The 17,943-nt window shown below is 70.2% G+C and carries 14 protein-coding genes; 7 read left to right on the top strand and 7 right to left on the bottom strand.

Translation table 11 applies throughout. From position 1 onward, the window contains the following. Window positions 1–105: 105 nt before the first annotated feature. From PSC72_RS15070 to PSC72_RS15045, 6 genes are all read right to left on the bottom strand, one after another. Window positions 106–894 carry an inositol monophosphatase family protein gene (locus PSC72_RS15070; RefSeq protein WP_274322241.1) on the bottom strand — a complete coding sequence of 263 codons (789 nt, stop codon included), beginning with the start codon at window positions 892–894 and terminating at the stop codon, window positions 106–108. Continuing rightward, window positions 891–2,486 (bottom strand): ABC transporter ATP-binding protein, encoded by a 1,596-nt coding sequence (locus PSC72_RS15065; RefSeq protein ID WP_274322240.1) that lies wholly within the window; start codon window positions 2,484–2,486, stop codon window positions 891–893. Before PSC72_RS15065 ends, PSC72_RS15070 begins: the two co-directional genes overlap by 4 nt. Further along, the gene (locus PSC72_RS15060) at window positions 2,483–3,550 is read right to left on the bottom strand and encodes an ABC transporter ATP-binding protein (protein ID WP_274322239.1); all 1,068 of its coding nucleotides are present in this window, start codon (window positions 3,548–3,550) and stop codon (window positions 2,483–2,485) included. Before PSC72_RS15060 ends, PSC72_RS15065 begins: the two co-directional genes overlap by 4 nt. Further along, entirely contained in the window at window positions 3,547–5,010 is a 1,464-nt protein-coding gene (locus tag PSC72_RS15055) for an ABC transporter permease (protein ID WP_274322238.1), read from the bottom strand. Before PSC72_RS15055 ends, PSC72_RS15060 begins: the two co-directional genes overlap by 4 nt. 1 nt (window position 5,011) lies before the next feature. Further along, the gene (locus tag PSC72_RS15050) at window positions 5,012–6,031 is read right to left on the bottom strand and encodes an ABC transporter permease (protein WP_274322237.1); all 1,020 of its coding nucleotides are present in this window, start codon (window positions 6,029–6,031) and stop codon (window positions 5,012–5,014) included. 161 nt (window positions 6,032–6,192) lie between these two features. Continuing rightward, entirely contained in the window at window positions 6,193–8,061 is a 1,869-nt protein-coding gene (locus PSC72_RS15045; RefSeq protein WP_274322236.1) for an ABC transporter substrate-binding protein, read from the bottom strand. 146 nt (window positions 8,062–8,207) lie between these two features. Here PSC72_RS15045 and PSC72_RS15040 point away from each other — a divergent pair, with 146 nt between their 5' ends. The 7 genes from PSC72_RS15040 to phoU all read left to right on the top strand — a co-directional run bounded on the left by PSC72_RS15040 (window position 8,208) and on the right by phoU (window position 16,451). Beyond that, complete coding sequence (locus tag PSC72_RS15040; RefSeq protein ID WP_274322235.1) at window positions 8,208–8,690, top strand: DUF7529 family protein; 483 nt, start codon at window positions 8,208–8,210, stop codon at window positions 8,688–8,690. After that, on the top strand, window positions 8,687–9,685 hold the full coding sequence (locus PSC72_RS15035; RefSeq protein ID WP_274322234.1) for a metallophosphoesterase family protein: 999 nt from the start codon (window positions 8,687–8,689) through the stop codon (window positions 9,683–9,685). Before PSC72_RS15040 ends, PSC72_RS15035 begins: the two co-directional genes overlap by 4 nt. A gap of 160 nt (window positions 9,686–9,845) precedes the next feature. After that, window positions 9,846–11,006, top strand: coding sequence for a substrate-binding domain-containing protein (locus PSC72_RS15030; protein ID WP_274322233.1), 1,161 nt, complete (start codon window positions 9,846–9,848; stop codon window positions 11,004–11,006). Between the two features lie 65 nt (window positions 11,007–11,071). Next, window positions 11,072–12,184 (top strand): phosphate ABC transporter permease subunit PstC, encoded by a 1,113-nt coding sequence (gene pstC, locus PSC72_RS15025; protein ID WP_274322232.1) that lies wholly within the window; start codon window positions 11,072–11,074, stop codon window positions 12,182–12,184. Then, window positions 12,181–14,850 (top strand): phosphate ABC transporter permease PstA, encoded by a 2,670-nt coding sequence (gene pstA / locus PSC72_RS15020; RefSeq protein ID WP_274322231.1) that lies wholly within the window; start codon window positions 12,181–12,183, stop codon window positions 14,848–14,850. The genes pstC and pstA overlap by 4 nt, the downstream gene beginning before the upstream one ends. Continuing rightward, entirely contained in the window at window positions 14,843–15,775 is a 933-nt protein-coding gene (pstB, locus tag PSC72_RS15015; RefSeq protein ID WP_274322230.1) for a phosphate ABC transporter ATP-binding protein PstB, read from the top strand. Before pstA ends, pstB begins: the two co-directional genes overlap by 8 nt. 4 nt (window positions 15,776–15,779) lie before the next feature. Continuing rightward, the gene (gene phoU / locus PSC72_RS15010) at window positions 15,780–16,451 is read left to right on the top strand and encodes a phosphate signaling complex protein PhoU (protein WP_274322229.1); all 672 of its coding nucleotides are present in this window, start codon (window positions 15,780–15,782) and stop codon (window positions 16,449–16,451) included. Window positions 16,452–16,523: 72 nt separating this feature from the next. Here phoU and PSC72_RS15005 read toward each other — a convergent pair whose 3' ends face one another. Further along, window positions 16,524–17,651, bottom strand: coding sequence for a hypothetical protein (locus tag PSC72_RS15005; protein WP_274322228.1), 1,128 nt, complete (start codon window positions 17,649–17,651; stop codon window positions 16,524–16,526). Window positions 17,652–17,943 lie beyond the last annotated feature (292 nt).

Here is a 17,943-nt window from a genome sequence, read left to right as displayed (position 1 = left end):
TCCGTAGACGGACAGGATGGGTGCGCCGCGACGACCGCGGCGACGACGCGTCTCACGGTGGCCGGTCCGTGAGGAAGAAAACTGCGTTACAGCGGACGCCGCTGGTCAGATGTCGTTCGCGGCGGCGAGCACGGCGTCGTGGACGCCGCCGTTCGACGCCACCAGTCCGACCGAGTCGTGACGCCAGCGCTCGCCGTCGAGATCGGTCACGCGGCCGCCCGCTCGCCGGACGAGGTGGACGCCTCCCACCGTGTCCCAGGGGTGTGCGTCGACGTTGGTGAACACGCCGTCGAGTTCGCCGGCGGCGAGGCGGGCGAGCGCGGTCTGGACCGACCCCGGGCGCCGGAGGTCGCCGAACCGGGTGACGGCGGCCCGGGCGGCGGCGGCGAACTCGTCCCGGCGGTCGTGGGGCCACCAGACGGTCGGTGCGACCATGCACCGCTCGGGCTCGGTCCGGTCGCTGACGGTGACCGGTTCGCCGTTGCGCTCGACGCGGCCGTCGGCGGCGACGACGGCGTCACCGACCGCGGGACAGACCGTCGCCGCGGCCACGGGTTCGCCGTCGGCGACGGTGCAGACGCTGGTCGCCCACGTCCGCCCGCCGCGGACGAAGTTGTGACTCCCGTCGATCGGGTCGACGATCCACGCGGGACCCGTCTCGGGGACCGCCTTCGCCGCGTCGTCCTCCTCGGCGACGACCGGTTCGTCGGGGTAGTGCTCGCTGATCACCGCGAGCGTCTCCTCCTGGGCCTCCCGGTCGGCGCGGGTGACGTAGTCCGTCTCGTTTTCCTTCGTCTCGACGGCCACGTCGCTGCGGAACAGCGATTCGGCGACCGACGCGCCGGCGCGGGCCGCCCGCTCGGCGACGGCCGCCCGCTCCTGGGGGTCCGTCATCGCTCGCCCTCGCGCTGGCGCGCGGCGATGGTCTCGCTCACGCCGCGGTAGTCGGACTCGCCGCGGAAACAGCGGCTCTCCGCGTCGCCGACTGCGACGGCGTCGGGCGCCTCCCGGTCGCAGCGGGATCCGAACGCCTCGCGGAGCCTGTCGGCCGCCTCGCGGTCGTCGCCGCCTTTCGCCAGGGCGGCCGCCTCGTCGACGACCCGTTCGGCCTCCGACGGGAGCGAGTGGTCGCCGAGCAGTTCGTCCACCGCCTCGTCGACGGCGTCGGCGTCCACGTCCAGCCCGAGTGCGCCCTTCGCGCGGTCGAGCGCCGAGTCGTCGCCGCGGGCGCGCGTCCGGAACACCACTCTGAGTTCGTCGAGCGCCCGCCAGGTCGCCTCGGGCAGGTCGAACTCCTCGGAGCGGATCTTCGCCGGACAGCGCGTCGCGAACGAGCAGCCGTCGGGCGGGTCCCGCGGGCTGGGCGGCGTTCCGCGCAGTGTCACCCGCTCGCCGTCCCACGGCGACCCGCTCCCGGGGATCGCCGACAGCAGCGAGAGCGTGTAGGGGTGAGCGGGATCGCCGAACACCGACTCGGTCGGCCCGATCTCGACGACGTTGCCGAGGTACATCACCGCGACGCGGTCGGCGATGTGCCGGACGACACTCAGGTCGTGGGCGATGAACAGGTAGGTGAGGCCGAACTCGGCCTGCAGCTCTTCGAGGAGGTTGATGATCCGCGCCTGGACGCTCACGTCCAGCGCGCTCACGGGCTCGTCGAGGACGAGGAAGTCCGGTTCGAGCGCGAGCGCCCGGGCGATGCCGACGCGCTGGCGCTGGCCCCCGGAGAACTGGTGGGGGTACCGGCGGACGTGCTCCTCGTTCAGGCCGACCCGCGTGATCAGGGCCTCGGCGCGGTCCCGGCGTAGTTCGGCGACCGACTTCTCGACGGTCACCGAAACGGTCGGCCGCCCGGCGTCGTCGACCGAGACGGTCACGTCCGACCGGTCGAGCGGGAGTCGCTCGCGGACGGTCACGTCGTGGCCGCCCTCGGCGACGTCGACCGTGATGTCGGCGCTCTCGGGGTCGGGCACCGAGTCGCCGGCCGTCCGGTCCTCGACGGGGCCGCTCCCCGAGACGGACGCCTCGTCGACGCCCGTGACCGCGACGGACAGGGTCGGCCAGTCGTGCGCTTCGAGCGGTTCGCGGACGATCTGGCCGACCGTCTGGCGGTCGTTGAGGCTCTCCTGTGGGTCCTGGAACACCATGCCGACCCGCTGTTGCCACTCGCGGGCCTCCGCGCCCGACAGGTCGGTCACGTCCGTCCCCTCGGCGGTGATGGTGCCGCTCGTCGGTTCTTCCAGCCCGAGGAGCGTCCGCCCGAGCGTCGTCTTGCCGCAGCCGGACTCGCCGACGAGGCCGATCGTCTCACCCTCGAAGACGTCGAAGGAGACGCCGTCGACCGCCTTGACCGGCGGCGACCGCGAGAAGATCGAGCGCTCGTCGTAGTAGGTCCGCAGGTCGCGCACGGACAGCAGGGGTTCGCCGCGGGCCTCGCCCTCGTCGGCGTGACCGGCTGTCTGGCCGGTCGCCGGATCGGGTGTCACAGCGACTCACCTCCGTCCGGGCTGACGGCGCCGTCGCCCGTTCCGTCGGCATCACGGCCGCCGTCGAGGTCGCTCTCGCCCGGGTAGCGGTCGTCGTGGAGCAGGCACGCGGCCGTCCGGTCGACGGCCGGGTCGCCGACGGGTTCGTGCTCCGGGTGGACCTCCCGGCAGGCGCCGAACGCGTCGGGACACCGGGGCGCGAACCGGCAGTCGGTCGCCGGGCCGGTCGGCGTCGGCACCTCACCCTCGATGGTCGGCAACTGCTCGTCGGGCGGCGTCCGCCCGGGGATCGACCGCAGCAGCGCCCGCGTGTAGGGGTGTTTCGGGTCGTCGAACAGCGCCTCGGTCGGCGCGCGCTCGACCACCTCGCCGGCGTAGACGACGTTCACGCGGTCGGCGGCGTCCTCGATGACGCCCATGTCGTGTGTGATGAGCAGGATGGCCAGGTCCTCCTCGCGCTGGAGGTCGTCCAGCAGGTCGAGGATCTGCGCCTGGATGGTCACGTCCAGGGCGGTGGTCGGCTCGTCGCAGACCAACAGATCGGGGTCGCAGGCCAGCGCCATCGCGATGACGGCGCGCTGTTGCATCCCGCCGGAGAGCTGGTGTGGGTACTCGTCGACCCGGCTGGCGGCGTCGGGGATGCCCACGTCCTCCAGCAGTTCGATGGCGCGCTCGCGGGCCTCGCGCCCGCGCAGGTCCTGGTGGATCCGCAGCGCCTCGCGGATCTGGTTGCCGACGGTGTAGACGGGGTTCAGGGCGCTTCCGGGGTCCTGGAAGACGATGGCGACGTCGCCGCGGTGGGCCTCCCAGTTGTCGTCGGTGAGGTCCTCGCCGCGGAAGCGGATCGACCCCTCCTCGATGGCCCCGGGGTCGTCGATCAGCCCGAGGATAGACCGGGCGGTGACGGACTTGCCCGACCCGGACTCGCCGACGAGGCCGACGGTCTCGCCCGCGTCGACCTCGAAGGAGACGCCGTCGACGGCGTGGATCTCCTCGCGCTCGGTGTGGAACACCGTCCGGAGGTCCTCGACGGCCAGGAGCGGTTCGGTCTCGGGGCGACTCACGCGCCACCACCCCGCCCGGCCGCGCCGCCCTCCGCGTCGGACTGCGGGTCGATGGCGTCGCGGATGCCGTCGCCCAGCGCGTTGAACCCGGTGACGACGACGGTGATCAGCAGTCCCGGGATGAGCGAGATGTGCCACGAGCCCGTGGTCACGTAGTCCTGGCCGAGGTTGATCGCCCGCCCCCACTCGGGGGTCGGCGGCGAGACGCCCAGCCCGAGGAAGGACAGTCCGGCGATGGCGATGATCGCGCCGCCGAGGGTCATCGATCCGTAGATGAGCAGGTAGCCGGTGATGTACGGGAGCATGTGTCTGCGCATGATGACGTGGGGTTTCTGGCCGAAGCTCCGCGCGGCGTCGACCCACTGGCGTTCGGCTACCTGGAGGGCGGGCCCGCGCACCGACCGCCACATGTAGGTCCAGCCGGTCCCCGCCAGTATCAGCGCGAGGACGAACGCGCCGCTGTATATCCCGCCGACCCAGGTGTCCGCCAGCACTTTCGTGAGCATGATGAGCAAGAGCAGTTGCGGCATCGCCATCACCGCGTCGGAGACGAGCACCAGCCCGAGGTCGACCCGGCCCTTGTAGTAGGCCGCGGTCAGCGCGAGCGACCCCGCGAGCAGGACGCTCAGCCCGACCGAGAGCACGCCGATGATCAGCGAGATACGCGACCCGGCGGCGATGAACGTGAACAGGTCACGGCCGGTCGGGAGCGTCCCGAACGGGTGATAGCGGCCGTACTGGTCGTAGCTGAAGGGCATGACTCGCGACTGGGTGCCCGTCGACTGCGTGTCGAGGTTTGCCTCCCCGACGAGCGTCGTCTCGACCGTCCCCGTGTCGGAGTTCCAGTAACTGAACTCCGTGGAGTACGTGTTTCGCATGTTCTCGTCGACGGTCGTCGGTCCGAGCGCGGGGGCGAACACGGCCATCACGACGAACATGAAGACGATGGTGAGCCCGGTCAGGCCCCACGTGTGCGAGCGGAAGCGGTCGGCCATGTCGTCGCGCGGCGTCCACTCGATGTCGCGGATCTCCCGGCGATAGAGGCGGTATCCGAGCATCGCCCACCCCGCCCACGCGAACGCGTACGCGTAGACTAATATCACGCGGAGCGCCCACGCGAAGGCGGGTTCCAGCCCGAGGAACGTGCCGACGTAGCGCTGGCCGTTCCAGTAGCCGTCGTTGGGGACGGTCTCCCGCGAGAGCAGCGTCGGGACCGACTCGGCGGCCGACCGGGCGACCTCCAGCGCGTCGACGACCGGGGCCGCCGCGGAGGCGACGCCGGCGAGCGACGCCCCCGTCGACAGGAAGTCCGCGAGAATGCCGGCGACGAAGGCGGCGAGCGCGCCCGCCTCCAGGGCGAACAACACGGCGCCCGCGGCGACCCAGACGGCCAGCGGCGAGCCGGTCGGGAGGACCGTCGATTCGCGCGCGCCGGCGTCGGCGTCGTGTGCGCCGGCCATCTCAGGCCCCCTCCAGCGCGACGCGCGGATCGATCACCGTGTACAGCAGGTCTTGCAGCAGGTTGATACCGACGATCATGAGGATGAAGATGTACATGAGCGTGCCGACGAGCGGCAGGTCGCCCTGGATGGCGGCCTGGAAGAACAGCCAGCCGATGCCGTGGATGCTGAAGACGGTCTCGACGAGCACCGACCCGCCGATGAGCAGGAACGCCTCGCTCGTGATGATCGGTACAAGCGGCACCAGCGCGTTGCGGAAGATGTGCTTCCAGACGAGCGCCCGGTCCGAGACGCCCTTGGCCTTCGCCATGTCGACGAAGTCCTCGTTTCGCACTTCCAGCACGGCCGTCCGCCCGATCCGCATCTCGTTGCCCATCGAGGCCGACCCCAAAACGAGGGCGGCGGGCAGGACCTTCTTGGTCGCCGCGAGGAAGCCATCGACCGTGTGGAGCCGTGAGAGGTCCGGACTCCCCGATATCGCGTCGATGGGAACGAGGAGTTGCTCCCAGCTCACGCCGAGGACGGCCTGGGCACCGCCCAGCAGCGCCAGCAGCATGATCGCCAGCCAGAAGTTCGGCATCGCCCGCCAGACGATCCCGCCGAACGAGGCGAAGTAGTCGGAGACGGTGTTCGAGCGCAGGCCGGCGAAAAAGCCCAGGGGCACGCCGATCAGCACCGCGATGAGCACCGACCAGAAGCCCAGCCACAGGGTCCTCGGGAGGAAGTCGAGGATGAGCGCGTTGACGCTGGACCCCTGATAGAGCAGGAACGTCGGGCCCAGGTCGAACGTGTAGAGGTTGATCAGGTAGTCGACGTAGTGTTCCAGCGGCGGCTGGTTGAGCCCGAGCCGTTCCTGTGCGGCGGTGTAGGCGTCGGTGTTTCGCATCTGGCCTTCGCTGAGCAGCCGCGCCGCCGGGTCGATGGGACCCATGTAGATGACGAACCACGTCAGCGACGTGCCGAGCCAGACCACCGGTATCGAGAGGAGGAGCCGCTTCCCGAGGTACTTCAGTCGACTCACGGACGGACCCCTCCGTTTGCCGACGGTCGCTGCCGCTCGCCACGGTGGCCACACCCGCAGGGTCGAACCCGCGTGCAGTCGTTCGCGTACATCGTGATCAGATGGGGATCGAGCCGACGGTCGACCGCCCGCGACCGACCGACGGCGCCGGGACTGCGTCGTTACCGGTCTAGCGTGACGTCGTCGAACGTCTGGTTCTCCATCACGCCGTACATCTCGACGTTCACCCCGTCGTGCCAAAAGCGCTGGCTATTCGGATGGAAGAAGGGGAGTTCCTGCACGGACGCCCAGTTCATCTCCTCGACGGTCTGGAACGCCTTGTTGTGGTCGGCCTGGGTCGTCCCCTCGGCGGCGTAGTTCTTCTTCCACGCGTCCATGGCCGTCTGGCGGTACTTCTCGGTGTAGTTGCTGCCCTCGGCGCCCCAGCGGGTGAACTGCGAGCTCGGGCTGTCGCCGTAGAGGAACCGCAGGAAGTTCTGCGGGCCGGGGTACTCCATGCCGTCGCCGAGCCCGAACACCTGCATGTCGCCGGAGATGGCCTGGCTGATGATCGTCCCGAACTCGGCCTCGGTGATCTCCATGTCGATGTACGCCGAGCGGAGCTTCGGCTGGAGTTGGGTGAACATCTGCCGGTAGCCGTCGTTGCCCGAGATGGTCGTCGCCGTGACCGAGAAGCGGTTGTTCTCGCCGTAGCCGGCCTCCTCCATGACCGCGCGGGCCTCGTCGAGGAGGGTCTCGTTGTAGCCGTAGGGGTAGCCGTCAGCGCCGAACTCCGTGGTCGAGTGGGCGCCGTTCTCGGCGTGGGCGTCGTAGGACTCCTCGCCGGACTGGCCGTCCTCGAAGGTGGGGTACGGCGCCGGCGGCGTGATGTGGTAGCCGGGCTTGCCCATGCCCTTGTAGACGTTCTCGGCGATGTCGTGCTGGTTCATCGCGTAGGCGAAGGCCCGCCGGACCGCCAGCGGGACCTCCTTGGTGTTGAAGACGATGTACTCGGTCCGCAGCGACGGGATCTCGCCGTAGTTGACGGTGCCGCCGTTCTCGAACTCGTAGGTCCCGATCTCGCGGTTGCCCTCGCGGGTGTCGATCGAGACGTTGTCCGGGTTGAACGAGGAGGTCGGGATCGATTCGAGGATGTCCGCGTTGCCGTTGCGGAAGCGGCTGAGCCGCGTGTTCCCGTCCGAGACGACGGTGTAGGTGATCCCGTCGATCTTGGGGGCCTCGCCGTAGTAGTCCTCGAAGGCGGACAGTTTGAGGCTGGTCCCCTTGGTCCAGGAGTCGACCTGGAAGGGGCCGGCCCCGGCGAACGCGGGGCCCTCGCCCTCGGTGCTGAAGAACTCGTTGTAGCTGTAGTCGCCGTCGTACCCCTCGATGTCGCCGACCGAACCCTCGGGGATGATCGCGAACGCGCCGCCGGCGATCTGGAAGAGGGTGTACTGGAACGGCGACTGCAACTTCATCTCGAAGGTGTAGTCGTCGACGGCTTTCACGCCGAGGGACTCCGGCACCACGTCGCTGAGCGTCTCCTCGTCGCCCGGCGTGTTGCGACTCGCGTCTTTCTCGTGGACGAGCGTCAGCGTGTCGCCGATGATGTCGTCCCGGTTGCGGGAGTTGTCCGACTCGGCGAGGCGCCGGTAGGAGTAGACCACGTCGTGGGCCGTCAGCTCGGACCCGTCGTGGAACTTCACGCCCTCCCGCAGCGTGAAGGTGTAGGTCAGGCCGTCGTCGGACATCTCGTAGCCCTTCGCGATGGCCGGCTCGGGCGGGTACTGCCCGTTCGGGAACTCCATCAGCGACTTGTTGTACTGGTTGTAGCCCGCACCCGAACCCTTCGCGTTGATCGGATCGAGCGTCTGGATCGACCCGGTCGCCATCAGCTGGAGCGTCTCACCGCCGCTCCCCTCGGTCGCGTCACCGCCGTCGCTTCCGTCGCCCGGCGTCGAGGTGTCGTCGCCGGTGCAGCCGGCGAGCACGGTGGCCGCGCCGGCTCCCGCGGCAGTGAGGAAGCGTCGTCGGGTCTGTTTCTCTGGCATCGGTGGAACCGTTCGATGGAACGCAGATATAGGTTATGAAACGGTTTATGGATAGTTATAGGAGCCAATTTTTGGTATATAGTGGAAATACCGAGTCAGAAGTTGGCATCCGGAACTGACATGTAGCGGTAGACGGAGGGTCACATATGGCCGCCGAGACCGACGACGACCCGTCGGCGTGGAGTCGCACGTTGCGGGAAGCCAACGAGATGGCCGAGGCCCTCCGGGCGGACGACTGGGAGGTCGTGACCGTCCGCGCGGGCCACCTCGCGCCGGTCGCGCCGGACAGCGGCGAGACCGACCGCTTCGGGCTGGTGTACGTCGCGCCCGACGGCGTCGCCGAGTCGCTCCCGGCCGCCGTCGACGGCGCCGAGTTCGAGCGCTCGGCGGCGTTCCGCCAGCGGGTCGGGGACGATCTCTTCCTCCTGACGCGCGTGGAAGACCCCGACGAGCGGGTCGCCGTGTTGCTCGTCGGCGCGCTCGATCTGAGCCGCCCGGAAGCCAGCGACCTCGCCGGCGCCGCCCGCGACCGCGGACGCCTCTACTCGCACGTCGAACTGCTGGACGGGACCCACCTCGCGACGTTCCGCCACGACCACCCCGCGGACTTCCTGCCGGAGGCGCAATGAGCCCCGCGAGCTCGGACGACGGTGTGACGGGCCGCGACGACGCGCCCGGGTCGGTCTTCGCGCGCCTCGACCGGCCGGCCGGGGAGCACACCCGGATCGCCCTCGTCGCCGACCCGCACGTCTCGACGAGGGCCGAGGGCACCTCGAAGCTGTTCGAAGAGACGCTCGACCACTTCGAGGCCGCCCTCGCGGACATCGAAACCCGGGACGTCGACGCGGTGCTGTCGCCGGGCGACCTCACCAAGGACGGCGAGCCCTGGAACTACGAGGCCGTCGACGAGGCGCTCGCCGACCTCGACGTGCCGTTCCTCGCCGTCCCCGGCAACCACGACGTGCCCAAGGAGCGCGACGAACACGAGACGCCCGGACTCGGGCGGTTCACCGAGCGCTACACGCCCGACGACCCGGTCTCGCGCGGGCCGGACGGGCTGTCCTTCCGCACGCGTGTGGGCGGACTCGACGTGTTCGGCCTGAACAGCGCCGGGACGGCCGAGCGCCTGTTCGACTCCCACGAGGGCCACGTCGAAGCGCGCCAGCGCGAGTGGCTGGCCGACGAACTGGAGACCGCCGAGACGCCGGTCGTCCTCGTCCACCACAACCTCCCCGCGATCACCGAGCAACTGGACGCCCACCGCGAAGCCGTCGAACCGGAGTTCGCCGACATCCCCGCGATGGCCGACCCGGAGCCGTTCGTCGAGACGGTCGCCGACGGCGACGTCGAACTCGTGCTCGCCGGCCACTACCACATCCCGACGACGGGCGTCTCCGGCGGCGTCCGCGAGGTGACGGTGCCGACGACCTGCTCGTTCCCGCAGTCGTACCTCCTCGCCGACGTGACGCCGGAGGGGACGACGGTCCGACTGGTCTCCGTCGCCGACGACACGGGACTGGAGTCGGCCCACGCCCGTCGCGTCGCCGACTCGCCGACGGCGCGCGGGCTGACCTCCGTCGCCGCCGCCCGGCTTGCCGCGTTCCCGCTGGTCGACGAGCGCTGACCGACGGCCACCGTCCACGACAGTAGGTCTATATAGCGATACCGAGCGCCCAGTGAGGATCGTTCACAGGGAAAGCCGACAGTACGGGATCGGCCGGGGGCGTATCCGCCAATACACCTATTATAAACCCGTTTAGTTAGCTCCCATCTCCGTTCAGGTGATGACGCACGATTCGGAGCGTCCGGCAGACGGGGTAACGCGGCGAAAGTTCTTGCTCACGTCCGGTGCGATCGGAGCGGCGGGACTGGCTGGATGTACCGGCGGCGACAACACGGACACGCCGGAGTCCAGCGACGGCGGCTCGAACTCCAACGGCGACGGCTCCTCGGACTCGACGCCGACGCCGACGCCTGAGCAGACGGCGACCGACAGCGGGATGGCGAACTCCGGTCCGCTCGAGGCTGGCGGTTCCTCGACGGTCTACCCGATCGCGAACACCGGGGCCTCCTACTGGAACGCCAACCGACCCCCGAGCGACACGGAGTACTGGCCCCACGGCGAGTACGACATCGACACGAAGGAGAACCTCGCCGACTACTGGGGGAGCCTCTACGGCTTCGAGGCCGGCGACGGCGGCGACGCGCCGTTCACGGTCACCGTCGCCCTGTCGCACTCCGGCACCGGCGTCGAGAAGGTCATGAACGGCCAGCACGACATCGGTAACTCCTCGGGGAACGTCGAGGACGAGCTCCCCGACCGGGACTCCTACGAGAACTTCGTCGACCACGTCGTCGGCGTCGACGGCCAGCCGATCGTCGTCTCCAGCGAGATCGCCGACGCCGGCGTCACGAAGATCACCGGCCAGCAGCTCAAAGACCTCTACAAGGGGAAGATCACCAACTGGTCGGAGCTGGGCGGTCCGGACAAGGAGATCCAGGTGCTCGGCCGCGTCAAGGGCTCGGGGACGCGAACCGCGTTCGTCAGCAACGTCTACGGCAACCCCAAGGAGAACACCCAGGTCGCCAACCGCTACGGCCAGAACCAGCGCCTCGCCCAGGCGGTCAAGCAGGCCGACAACGCCATCAGCTACCTCGCGCTCGCCTTCCTCGACACCGACGGCGTCACGCCAATCTCCCTGGAGTGGGAGGGGACGACCTACAGCTACCAGGACGACCAGAACGGCCTGGACTCGAAGGAGTACCCCCTCTCGCGTGACCTGCACATGTACACGTGGAAGGACACCTCGATGAAGGAGGCGGCGTTCATCAACATGATCCTCCACGACTTCGGGCAGGACACCTTCGTGGCGCCGAACGACTACTTCACGCTCGGGAAGCGGCGCCAGAAGGCCCAGATGGACAAGCTCCCCGACCAGGTCTAAGTCGGCCGCAGTGAGGTGGCAGTCTCGCACTTTCCGACTGTTTATCAGTACTCGATAGAGATTCCATGCAACAAGACATCGAAACGAACCGAAACAGATTCTCGCCGGGCGACGACGGGAGTTACGTGGTCATGGGGGTCATGGGGTGCACCCTCGCGGCGACGGTGGTCGCGTTCCTGTTCAGACCGGGGCTCGTCGCACCGCTGCTCGCCGCCTTCCTCGTCTCGACCGCCGTCGGATGGCTGGTCGCGCAGGCGGTCGTCGCGCGTGCGCTCGGATTCGTCGCGACCGTCTCGACGGTGCTCACGGTCGCGTTCATCACGTACTTCCTCTTCGTGAGCGCGGCGCCGGCGTTTCTCGAACACGGCCGCGGACTGTTTATCATCCCGGTCCAAGACGGACGGGTGCAGTGGTTCTTCGGACTCGACGCCGTCCTCCCGACGAGCGACGAGTACTGGAACCCGGCGGCCGACGCGTACTCGCTGATCCCGGCGATCTGGGCGACGGTCATCGTGACGGTCATCGCGGGCTCGGTCGCTGGCCCGCTCGGCCTGTTCGGCGCGCTGTTCATCGCCGAGGTCGCGAGCGACGGGCTGCGATCGGTGGTCAAACCGGGCGTCGAGGTGCTCGCGGGGATCCCCTCGATCGTCTACGGGTTCATCGGGTTCCAGGTGCTCAACGGCTTCGTCCAGAACTCGTTCCTCGACGACGGCGCGAGCTACCTCATCGCCGGCATCGTCGTCGGGATCATGGCGCTGCCGACGGTCGTCTCCGTGGCGGAGGACGCCATCTCGTCGGTGCCGGGGTCGATGCGCGACGGGTCGACGGCGCTGGGCGCCACCCGCTGGCAGACGATGAAGAGCATCTCGATCCCGGCGTCGTTCTCCGGCGTCTCGGCGGCCGTGATCCTCGGGCTCGGGCGCGCGATCGGCGAGACCATGGCCGTGGCGGCGATCATGGCCTCCGGTACCGGCCTCGCGAACCCGCTGTACGACGTGTTCGACGCGAGCGTGACGCTGACGAGCCTCATCGCCACCCAGTACGGCAGCGCCTCCGAGAGCACGCTCGACGTGCTGTTCGCCGCCGGCGTCCTCCTGTTCGTCATCGTCGCCGGCATGAGCGTCGTCTCTCAGGCCGTCGAGCGCCGGATGAAACGCAAGCTGCGGGGTGAACGATGAGCGACGCCACCGAGTCGGCGCGGCGCTCGCCCGCCGACACCGGCCGACGCGCCTCGCTCGTCAACGCCGAGTCGAACGCCTACGACCGCGGGCTCGACGGCGTGATCGCCCTCGGCGTGGTGAGCTTCGCGCTGGGGCTGCTCTCGCTGGTCGACCTCGTCGCCCTCGACGCGAGCGGCGCGGCGCTCGGCCGGTCGCTGCTCGTCCTGCTCGCCGTCGCGGTCGGCGGGATCGGCGCGGTCGGCGTCGCCTCGTGGGCCAACGTCGTCCCGGTCACCTCCGACCGGGTCCGGGGCATCGCGCTCGGGGTCCTCGTCGCGACGGCCGCGCTCGCCGTGGTCGCGTTCGCGGTCGACGTCCGCCTGGCGACGCTGCTGGGCGTGATCATGCTCGTCGAGGCCGCCGGCGTCCTCGCCGCGGGGTTCGCCTCGCGGACCGGCGCGGTCGACACGTCGCCCGACGCCTCGGCGGGCCTGCTGGCGGGCCTGTCGTTCGCCGTCGTGGGCGCGCTGTTCGGCGGCGCGGTCGGCGGGTCGCTCGTCGGCTTCGGCTCCCCGGCCTGGATCGTCGTCGCGCTCGCGGCGGCGATCGGGCTGGGCGCGGTCACGATCTTCCCCCGGGAGGACATCGGATCGACGCTCCCGCCGGCGCTGATCGTCGGGGCGCTCGGCGCCGTGATCACCGCCGCACTGATCGGCGTCGGCTGGCAGTGGGACCCCACGTCCATCGACGGCGGGTTCACCGGCGGGGCGGTCGTCCCCCTGTTCGTCGTCCTCGGCGCCATCCTCTCCTCGTGGGCGGCCGCGAAGTGCCGCGCCGGCTTCGGCGCCCGCGGCCGACAGTACGGCGCCTTCCTCGTCATCGACCTCACCGCCGCGCTGCTGATCTGCGTGATGGTCGCCATCGTCGCCTTCGTCACGATCAAGGGCGTTGGCTACGCGCTCCACGGGTTCACGATCGGTGCGCTCTCGGCGCTGGTCCTCCTGACACCGGCCCTCGTCTTCGCGGTGTCCTTCGCGCGCACGCCCGCGGGCGGCACCGACTGGCACCCCGGGGCTCGCCACCTCGTTCGGACGCTCCCGCTCGCGCTCGTCGGGGCGGCCGCGGCGGTCCTGGCCGGCGCACTCGCCACCGGGAGCGCGCTGCGCTACCCGTTCACCTACACCGTCCAGGTCAACCGACAGCCGAAGGTGCTCGACACGGCGGTCGCGGTCACGGCCGAACCGGCGGTCGGGTCGCTACTGCTCGCCGGGGTCGGTGCGGTGCTGTCGACGATCTTCTACCGGCGCTACGGCTCGCTGCGCGACGTCGGTACCGCGACGGCTGTCGACGAACGGCTCCGCCGGGCCGTCCCGGCGGCTGTCGGCGCCCTGCTCGCCCTCGCCGGACTGTTCGTCCTCGTCGGGCCGACGCCGCTCGGCCTCCCGCTGGCGGGGACGCTCGGCCTCGCGCTGGTCGCCGCCGGCGCCGCCGGCGCGTTCGCGCTGTCCGTCGCGCCGCTGGCCGCCCTCGCGCTCGGCGACGGGGGCGCCACCGAGCGCGCGCCGCTGGCCGTCACGGGCGTCTTCGGCGGGCTGGGACTGCTTGTCGCGACGGTCGTCCTACAGACCGCGAGCGGCGCCGTCCCGTCGGTCGGACCGGCCGCGATCGTCCCGGGCGTCGCGCTCGCCGGTGCGGCCGCCAGCGCGGCGTTCGCACTCCTCGTCGGCCTCGCTCGACAGTCGGTCGACGAGTCGCTCCCCCGCCGGTTGCTCGGCGAGGCCGGCACGCTCGGACTGGTCGGCGCGACCGGATTCGCGGCGATCGCCGGCCTGCACGTCCAGCTCGTCGGCTCGTCGTTCACCGCGCTGGGCGTCACTATTTCGACCGCGGGCACGCTCTCGTGGCCGATGACGATGCAGGCGTACATCCCGCTGGGCGCCGAGCCCGGCGGGATCATGCCGGCGGTCGTCGGGACCGTCTGGCTCGTCGTCGGCGCGACCCTGTTCGCGGTGCCGCTGGGCGTCGGCGCCGCGGTGTTCCTCACCGAGTACGCCGAGCAGGGCGCGTTCACCGCCGTCGTCGAGGTGGCGACCAACGCGCTGTGGAGCACGCCCAGCGTCGTGTTCGGCCTGTTCGGGGCGGCCTTCCTCGTCCCGCGACTGGGCGGGGACACCTCGCTCGCGGCCGGGATGCTCGTCCTCGGGTTCATGCTCCTGCCGCTGGTGCTCATCACGAGCCGAGAGGCGATCCTCGCGGTGCCCGACGAGTACCGCGACGCCAGCGCAGCGCTCGGGGCGACCCAGTGGCAGACGATCCGCAGCGTCGTCCTGCCAGCGTCGATGCCCGGCGTCATCACCGGCACCATCCTCGGCGTGGGCCGCGTCGCGGGCGAGACGGCGCCGCTGATCCTCGTGCTCGGCTCGACGCTCAACGCGACCGAGTCCGTCCACGTCTTGCAGGGGTTCCAGTTCGTCGGCCATCCGCCGTTCGTGACGAATCCGGAGCTACTGTCGGCGTCGGCGTCGCTGCCCACGCAGGTGTGGGCGGTCATCGCCGCCGGCGTCAGCGGCTCCCCGTCGATGGGATGGGCGACCGCGTTCGTCCTGCTGACGGTCGTGCTGACGTTCTACGCCGTCGGCATCACCGCGCGCAGCTACTTCAGAGCCAAGATCAACTATGAGTGAGAGCTTCGGCGACACGGCGACGGCAGAGAGCGATCGGACGACCACCGGCGGGACCACCGCCGACGGACCGACGACCGCCGGCGAGACCGACGAGCGCGTCCGCGAGGAGTGGACGCAGTTCTCCTTCCAGGGGGAACCGAAGCTCGCCGTCGAGGACCTGGACGTCTACTACGGCGACGACCACGCGCTGAAGGGCGTCTCGATGGACATCCCCAGCGAGAGCGTCACCGCGCTCATCGGCCCGTCGGGCTGTGGGAAGTCCACGTTCCTGCGCTCGCTCAACCGCATGAACGACCGGATCAAGAGCGCTCGGGTCGCGGGGTCGGTCGAACTCGACGGCGAGGAGATCTACGGTTCGGGGACCGACCTCGTCGAACTCCGCAAGCGCGTCGGCATGGTGTTCCAGGCGCCCAACCCGTTCCCCAAGTCCATCCGGGAGAACGTCTCCTACGGCCCGCGCAAGCACGGCGACATCGACAAGAGCCTGCTGGCCAGACTGACCGGCCGCGACGACAGCGAGGCCGAACGGGAACTCGTCGAGCGCTCGCTCAAGCAGGCCGCGCTGTGGGACGAGGTGAACGACCGCCTCGACGACAACGCGCTTGGCCTCTCGGGCGGCCAGCAACAGCGGCTCTGTATCGCCCGCTGTCTCGCGGTCGACCCCGACGTGATCCTGATGGACGAGCCGGCCAGCGCACTCGACCCGGTCGCCACTTCGAAGATCGAGGACCTCGTCGAGGAGCTCGCCGAGGACTACACGGTCGTCGTCGTGACGCACAACATGCAGCAGGCCGCGCGCATCTCCGACCAGACCGCCGTGTTCCTCACCGGCGGCGAACTCGTCGAGTACGACGACACCGAGAAGATCTTCGAGAACCCCGAGAGCCAGCGCGTCGAAGACTACGTCAGCGGCAAGTTCGGGTGATCCCGTGGCGCGAGACGAGTACCAGACGGCGCTCGAAGACCTCCGCGCCGACGTGCTCGATCTCGGCGCGGACGTGATCGCCCAGCTCGAAGACGGACTGACCGCTCTGGAGAGCGGCGACGAGACGATCGCCCGCGACGTGATCGACGCCGACGACGGGATCAACGACCGCTATCTCACCCTGGAGGGCGACTGCGTCGACCTGCTGGCGCTCCAGCAGCCCGTCGCTTCGGACCTGCGCTTTATCGCCGCCTCGTTCAAGATCCTCACCGACCTCGAACGCGTCGGCGACCTCGCGACCAACCTCGCGCGGTACTCCCTGTCGACCGAACACCACGCTCACGAGGTCGACGTGCAGGCCATCGGCGCCGATGCCTCCGACCAGCTCGAAGCGGCGCTGACCGCGTACGAGACCGAGGACGCCGCGGCGTGCCACGCCGTGGCCGCCCGCGACGACGACCTCGACGCGCTGTGTCAGCGCGCGAGCGAGCGGGTCGTCCGCGACCTCCTCGAACGGGAGGCCGGCGACGACTCTTGGGCGGTCGAGCGCGTCCTCGACGACGTCTCGCGGATCCTGCTGACGATCCGCGACCTCGAACGCGTCGGCGACCACGCAGTCAACGTCGCCGCTCGGACGCTGTACATGCTCGAAAACGACCCGCAGTTGCTCTACTGACGGTGAAAATCGAACGCGGGTCGAGCGCGCCGGCGTCGGTGCCGGCGCGCTCGGCCGACGCGACTGTTCTCGCTACTCGTCGCCGTCGAGGCCCGACCGGCTGTCTTCGAGCGCTCGCTCCACCGCGCCCCACTCGATCGGCGGCGCGAACGCGTCGACCTCCCGCTCGAACGCGTCCAGGCGGTCGCCGAACCGCTCGCGCCAGGCGGGTTCGGCCAGAGCGTCGAGACGCTCGTCGAGCGCCCCCCGTCGGCTGTCGAGGTCGTCGAGGCGCGCTTCGAGGGACGCCAGGTCGTCGCCGGACCCGGCGTCGCTCGCCTCGGCCTGGGAGCGGTCCGCCCAGGTCCGCAGATCGGCGAGTTCCGCCCGCAGGTCGTCGATCGTGAGCCCGGTCACCTGAACGCGCAGCGTGGCGTCGAACCAGACGGCGGCGACGCCGGCGTCGTCGTCCGCGTCGCCGTCCGCACCGTCGCCGGTCGCCGCTTCGGCCGTCGCGTCGCCACCGTCGCCCTCGGTCGCGGCGGCCAGGTCGTCGACGGCCGCCGCGAGGGCGTCGAGCGACGATGCGAGGGCGTCGACGTCGTCGCCGAGGTCACCGACGCGCGCCTCGTGGCCGTCGAGCCAGCGTTCGAATTCTTCGAGGTCGAACTGGAGTTCGTCGGCGGTCCGCTGGACGGCCCGCGACCGGGCCTCCAGTCGGCGGATGCCGTCCGCGACGGCGAACCGGGCTTCCGGGTCCTCGCTGTCGTCGACGACGGACTGGACGACCTCGCCGAGATCCGCCGTTCGCTCCTCGACGGCGGACACCTCGGCCTCGAAGCGGTCGAGTCGCGCGGCGACCGTCGGGAGGTCGGCCACGGGCTCGGCGGCCTCGCGGGCGTCTTCGAGCGCGATCCGGGCGAGTTCGGTCCGCGTCTCCGCGGTGGCGACGAGTTTCGACGTCTCCTTCAGCGCCTCCGCGACGGCCTCCCCGCTGACGACGCCGTCGGCGGCCACGTACTCCAGCGACGCCCGGACCGTCTCCGGGTCGCGCTCGCGGTCGTGGGCGACGACGCGTTCGACCGCCTCGTCGAGCGCCAGGCCGTCGATCGACGGGCCGTCCGCCGCGTCGGCGTCCGCCGCCTCGACGGCCGCGTCGGCCCCCGAGTCCGTCTCGCTCGTCTCCTCGGTCGCGCCGGCGTCGTGCGTGGTATCGGTCATGGTGAGGTCTGGACGCGGGGGCGTGACCCCGCGTCGGTCGTCCGTGGATACCCGGTCAGCAGTGAAGACGGTGACTAAGTTCGCTCCATAAACCTTCCTACCGGTACGTACTGCTATATATCTCCGCCGGACACGACGACCGCGAGAGCGTGACCGACAGCGCAGGCGACGGCGAGAGCGAGAACCGGGCTGGCGGCTGTGATCGCGGCAGCCGGGCCGACTGGCGCGATCCGCGGCGAGGCCGGCACCACATATTAGTCCGTTCGCCGCCAATTACTCCCGATGGCAGAGC

The sequence above is a fragment of the Halosimplex aquaticum genome (assembly GCF_028747785.1).
In the GTDB taxonomy this organism is placed as follows: Archaea; Halobacteriota; Halobacteria; order Halobacteriales; family Haloarculaceae; genus Halosimplex; species Halosimplex aquaticum.
This window is presented reverse-complemented; position numbering and strand designations above follow the sequence as displayed.

What these genes read in the sequence shown, in the direction of transcription:
- PSC72_RS15070 (WP_274322241.1), bottom strand. Translation starts at nt 894, where the DNA reads ATGACGGACCCCCAGGAGCGGGCGGCCGTCGCCGAGCGGGCGGCCCGC.
- PSC72_RS15055 (WP_274322238.1), bottom strand. Translation starts at nt 5,010, where the DNA reads ATGGCCGGCGCACACGACGCCGACGCCGGCGCGCGCGAATCGACGGTC.
- PSC72_RS15045 (WP_274322236.1), bottom strand. Translation starts at nt 8,061, where the DNA reads ATGCCAGAGAAACAGACCCGACGACGCTTCCTCACTGCCGCGGGAGCC.
- PSC72_RS15040 (WP_274322235.1), top strand. Translation starts at nt 8,208, where the DNA reads ATGGCCGCCGAGACCGACGACGACCCGTCGGCGTGGAGTCGCACGTTG.
- PSC72_RS15035 (WP_274322234.1), top strand. Translation starts at nt 8,687, where the DNA reads ATGAGCCCCGCGAGCTCGGACGACGGTGTGACGGGCCGCGACGACGCG.
- PSC72_RS15030 (WP_274322233.1), top strand. Translation starts at nt 9,846, where the DNA reads ATGACGCACGATTCGGAGCGTCCGGCAGACGGGGTAACGCGGCGAAAG.
- pstC (WP_274322232.1), top strand. Translation starts at nt 11,072, where the DNA reads ATGCAACAAGACATCGAAACGAACCGAAACAGATTCTCGCCGGGCGAC.
- pstA (WP_274322231.1), top strand. Translation starts at nt 12,181, where the DNA reads ATGAGCGACGCCACCGAGTCGGCGCGGCGCTCGCCCGCCGACACCGGC.
- pstB (WP_274322230.1), top strand. Translation starts at nt 14,843, where the DNA reads ATGAGTGAGAGCTTCGGCGACACGGCGACGGCAGAGAGCGATCGGACG.
- PSC72_RS15005 (WP_274322228.1), bottom strand. Translation starts at nt 17,651, where the DNA reads ATGACCGATACCACGCACGACGCCGGCGCGACCGAGGAGACGAGCGAG.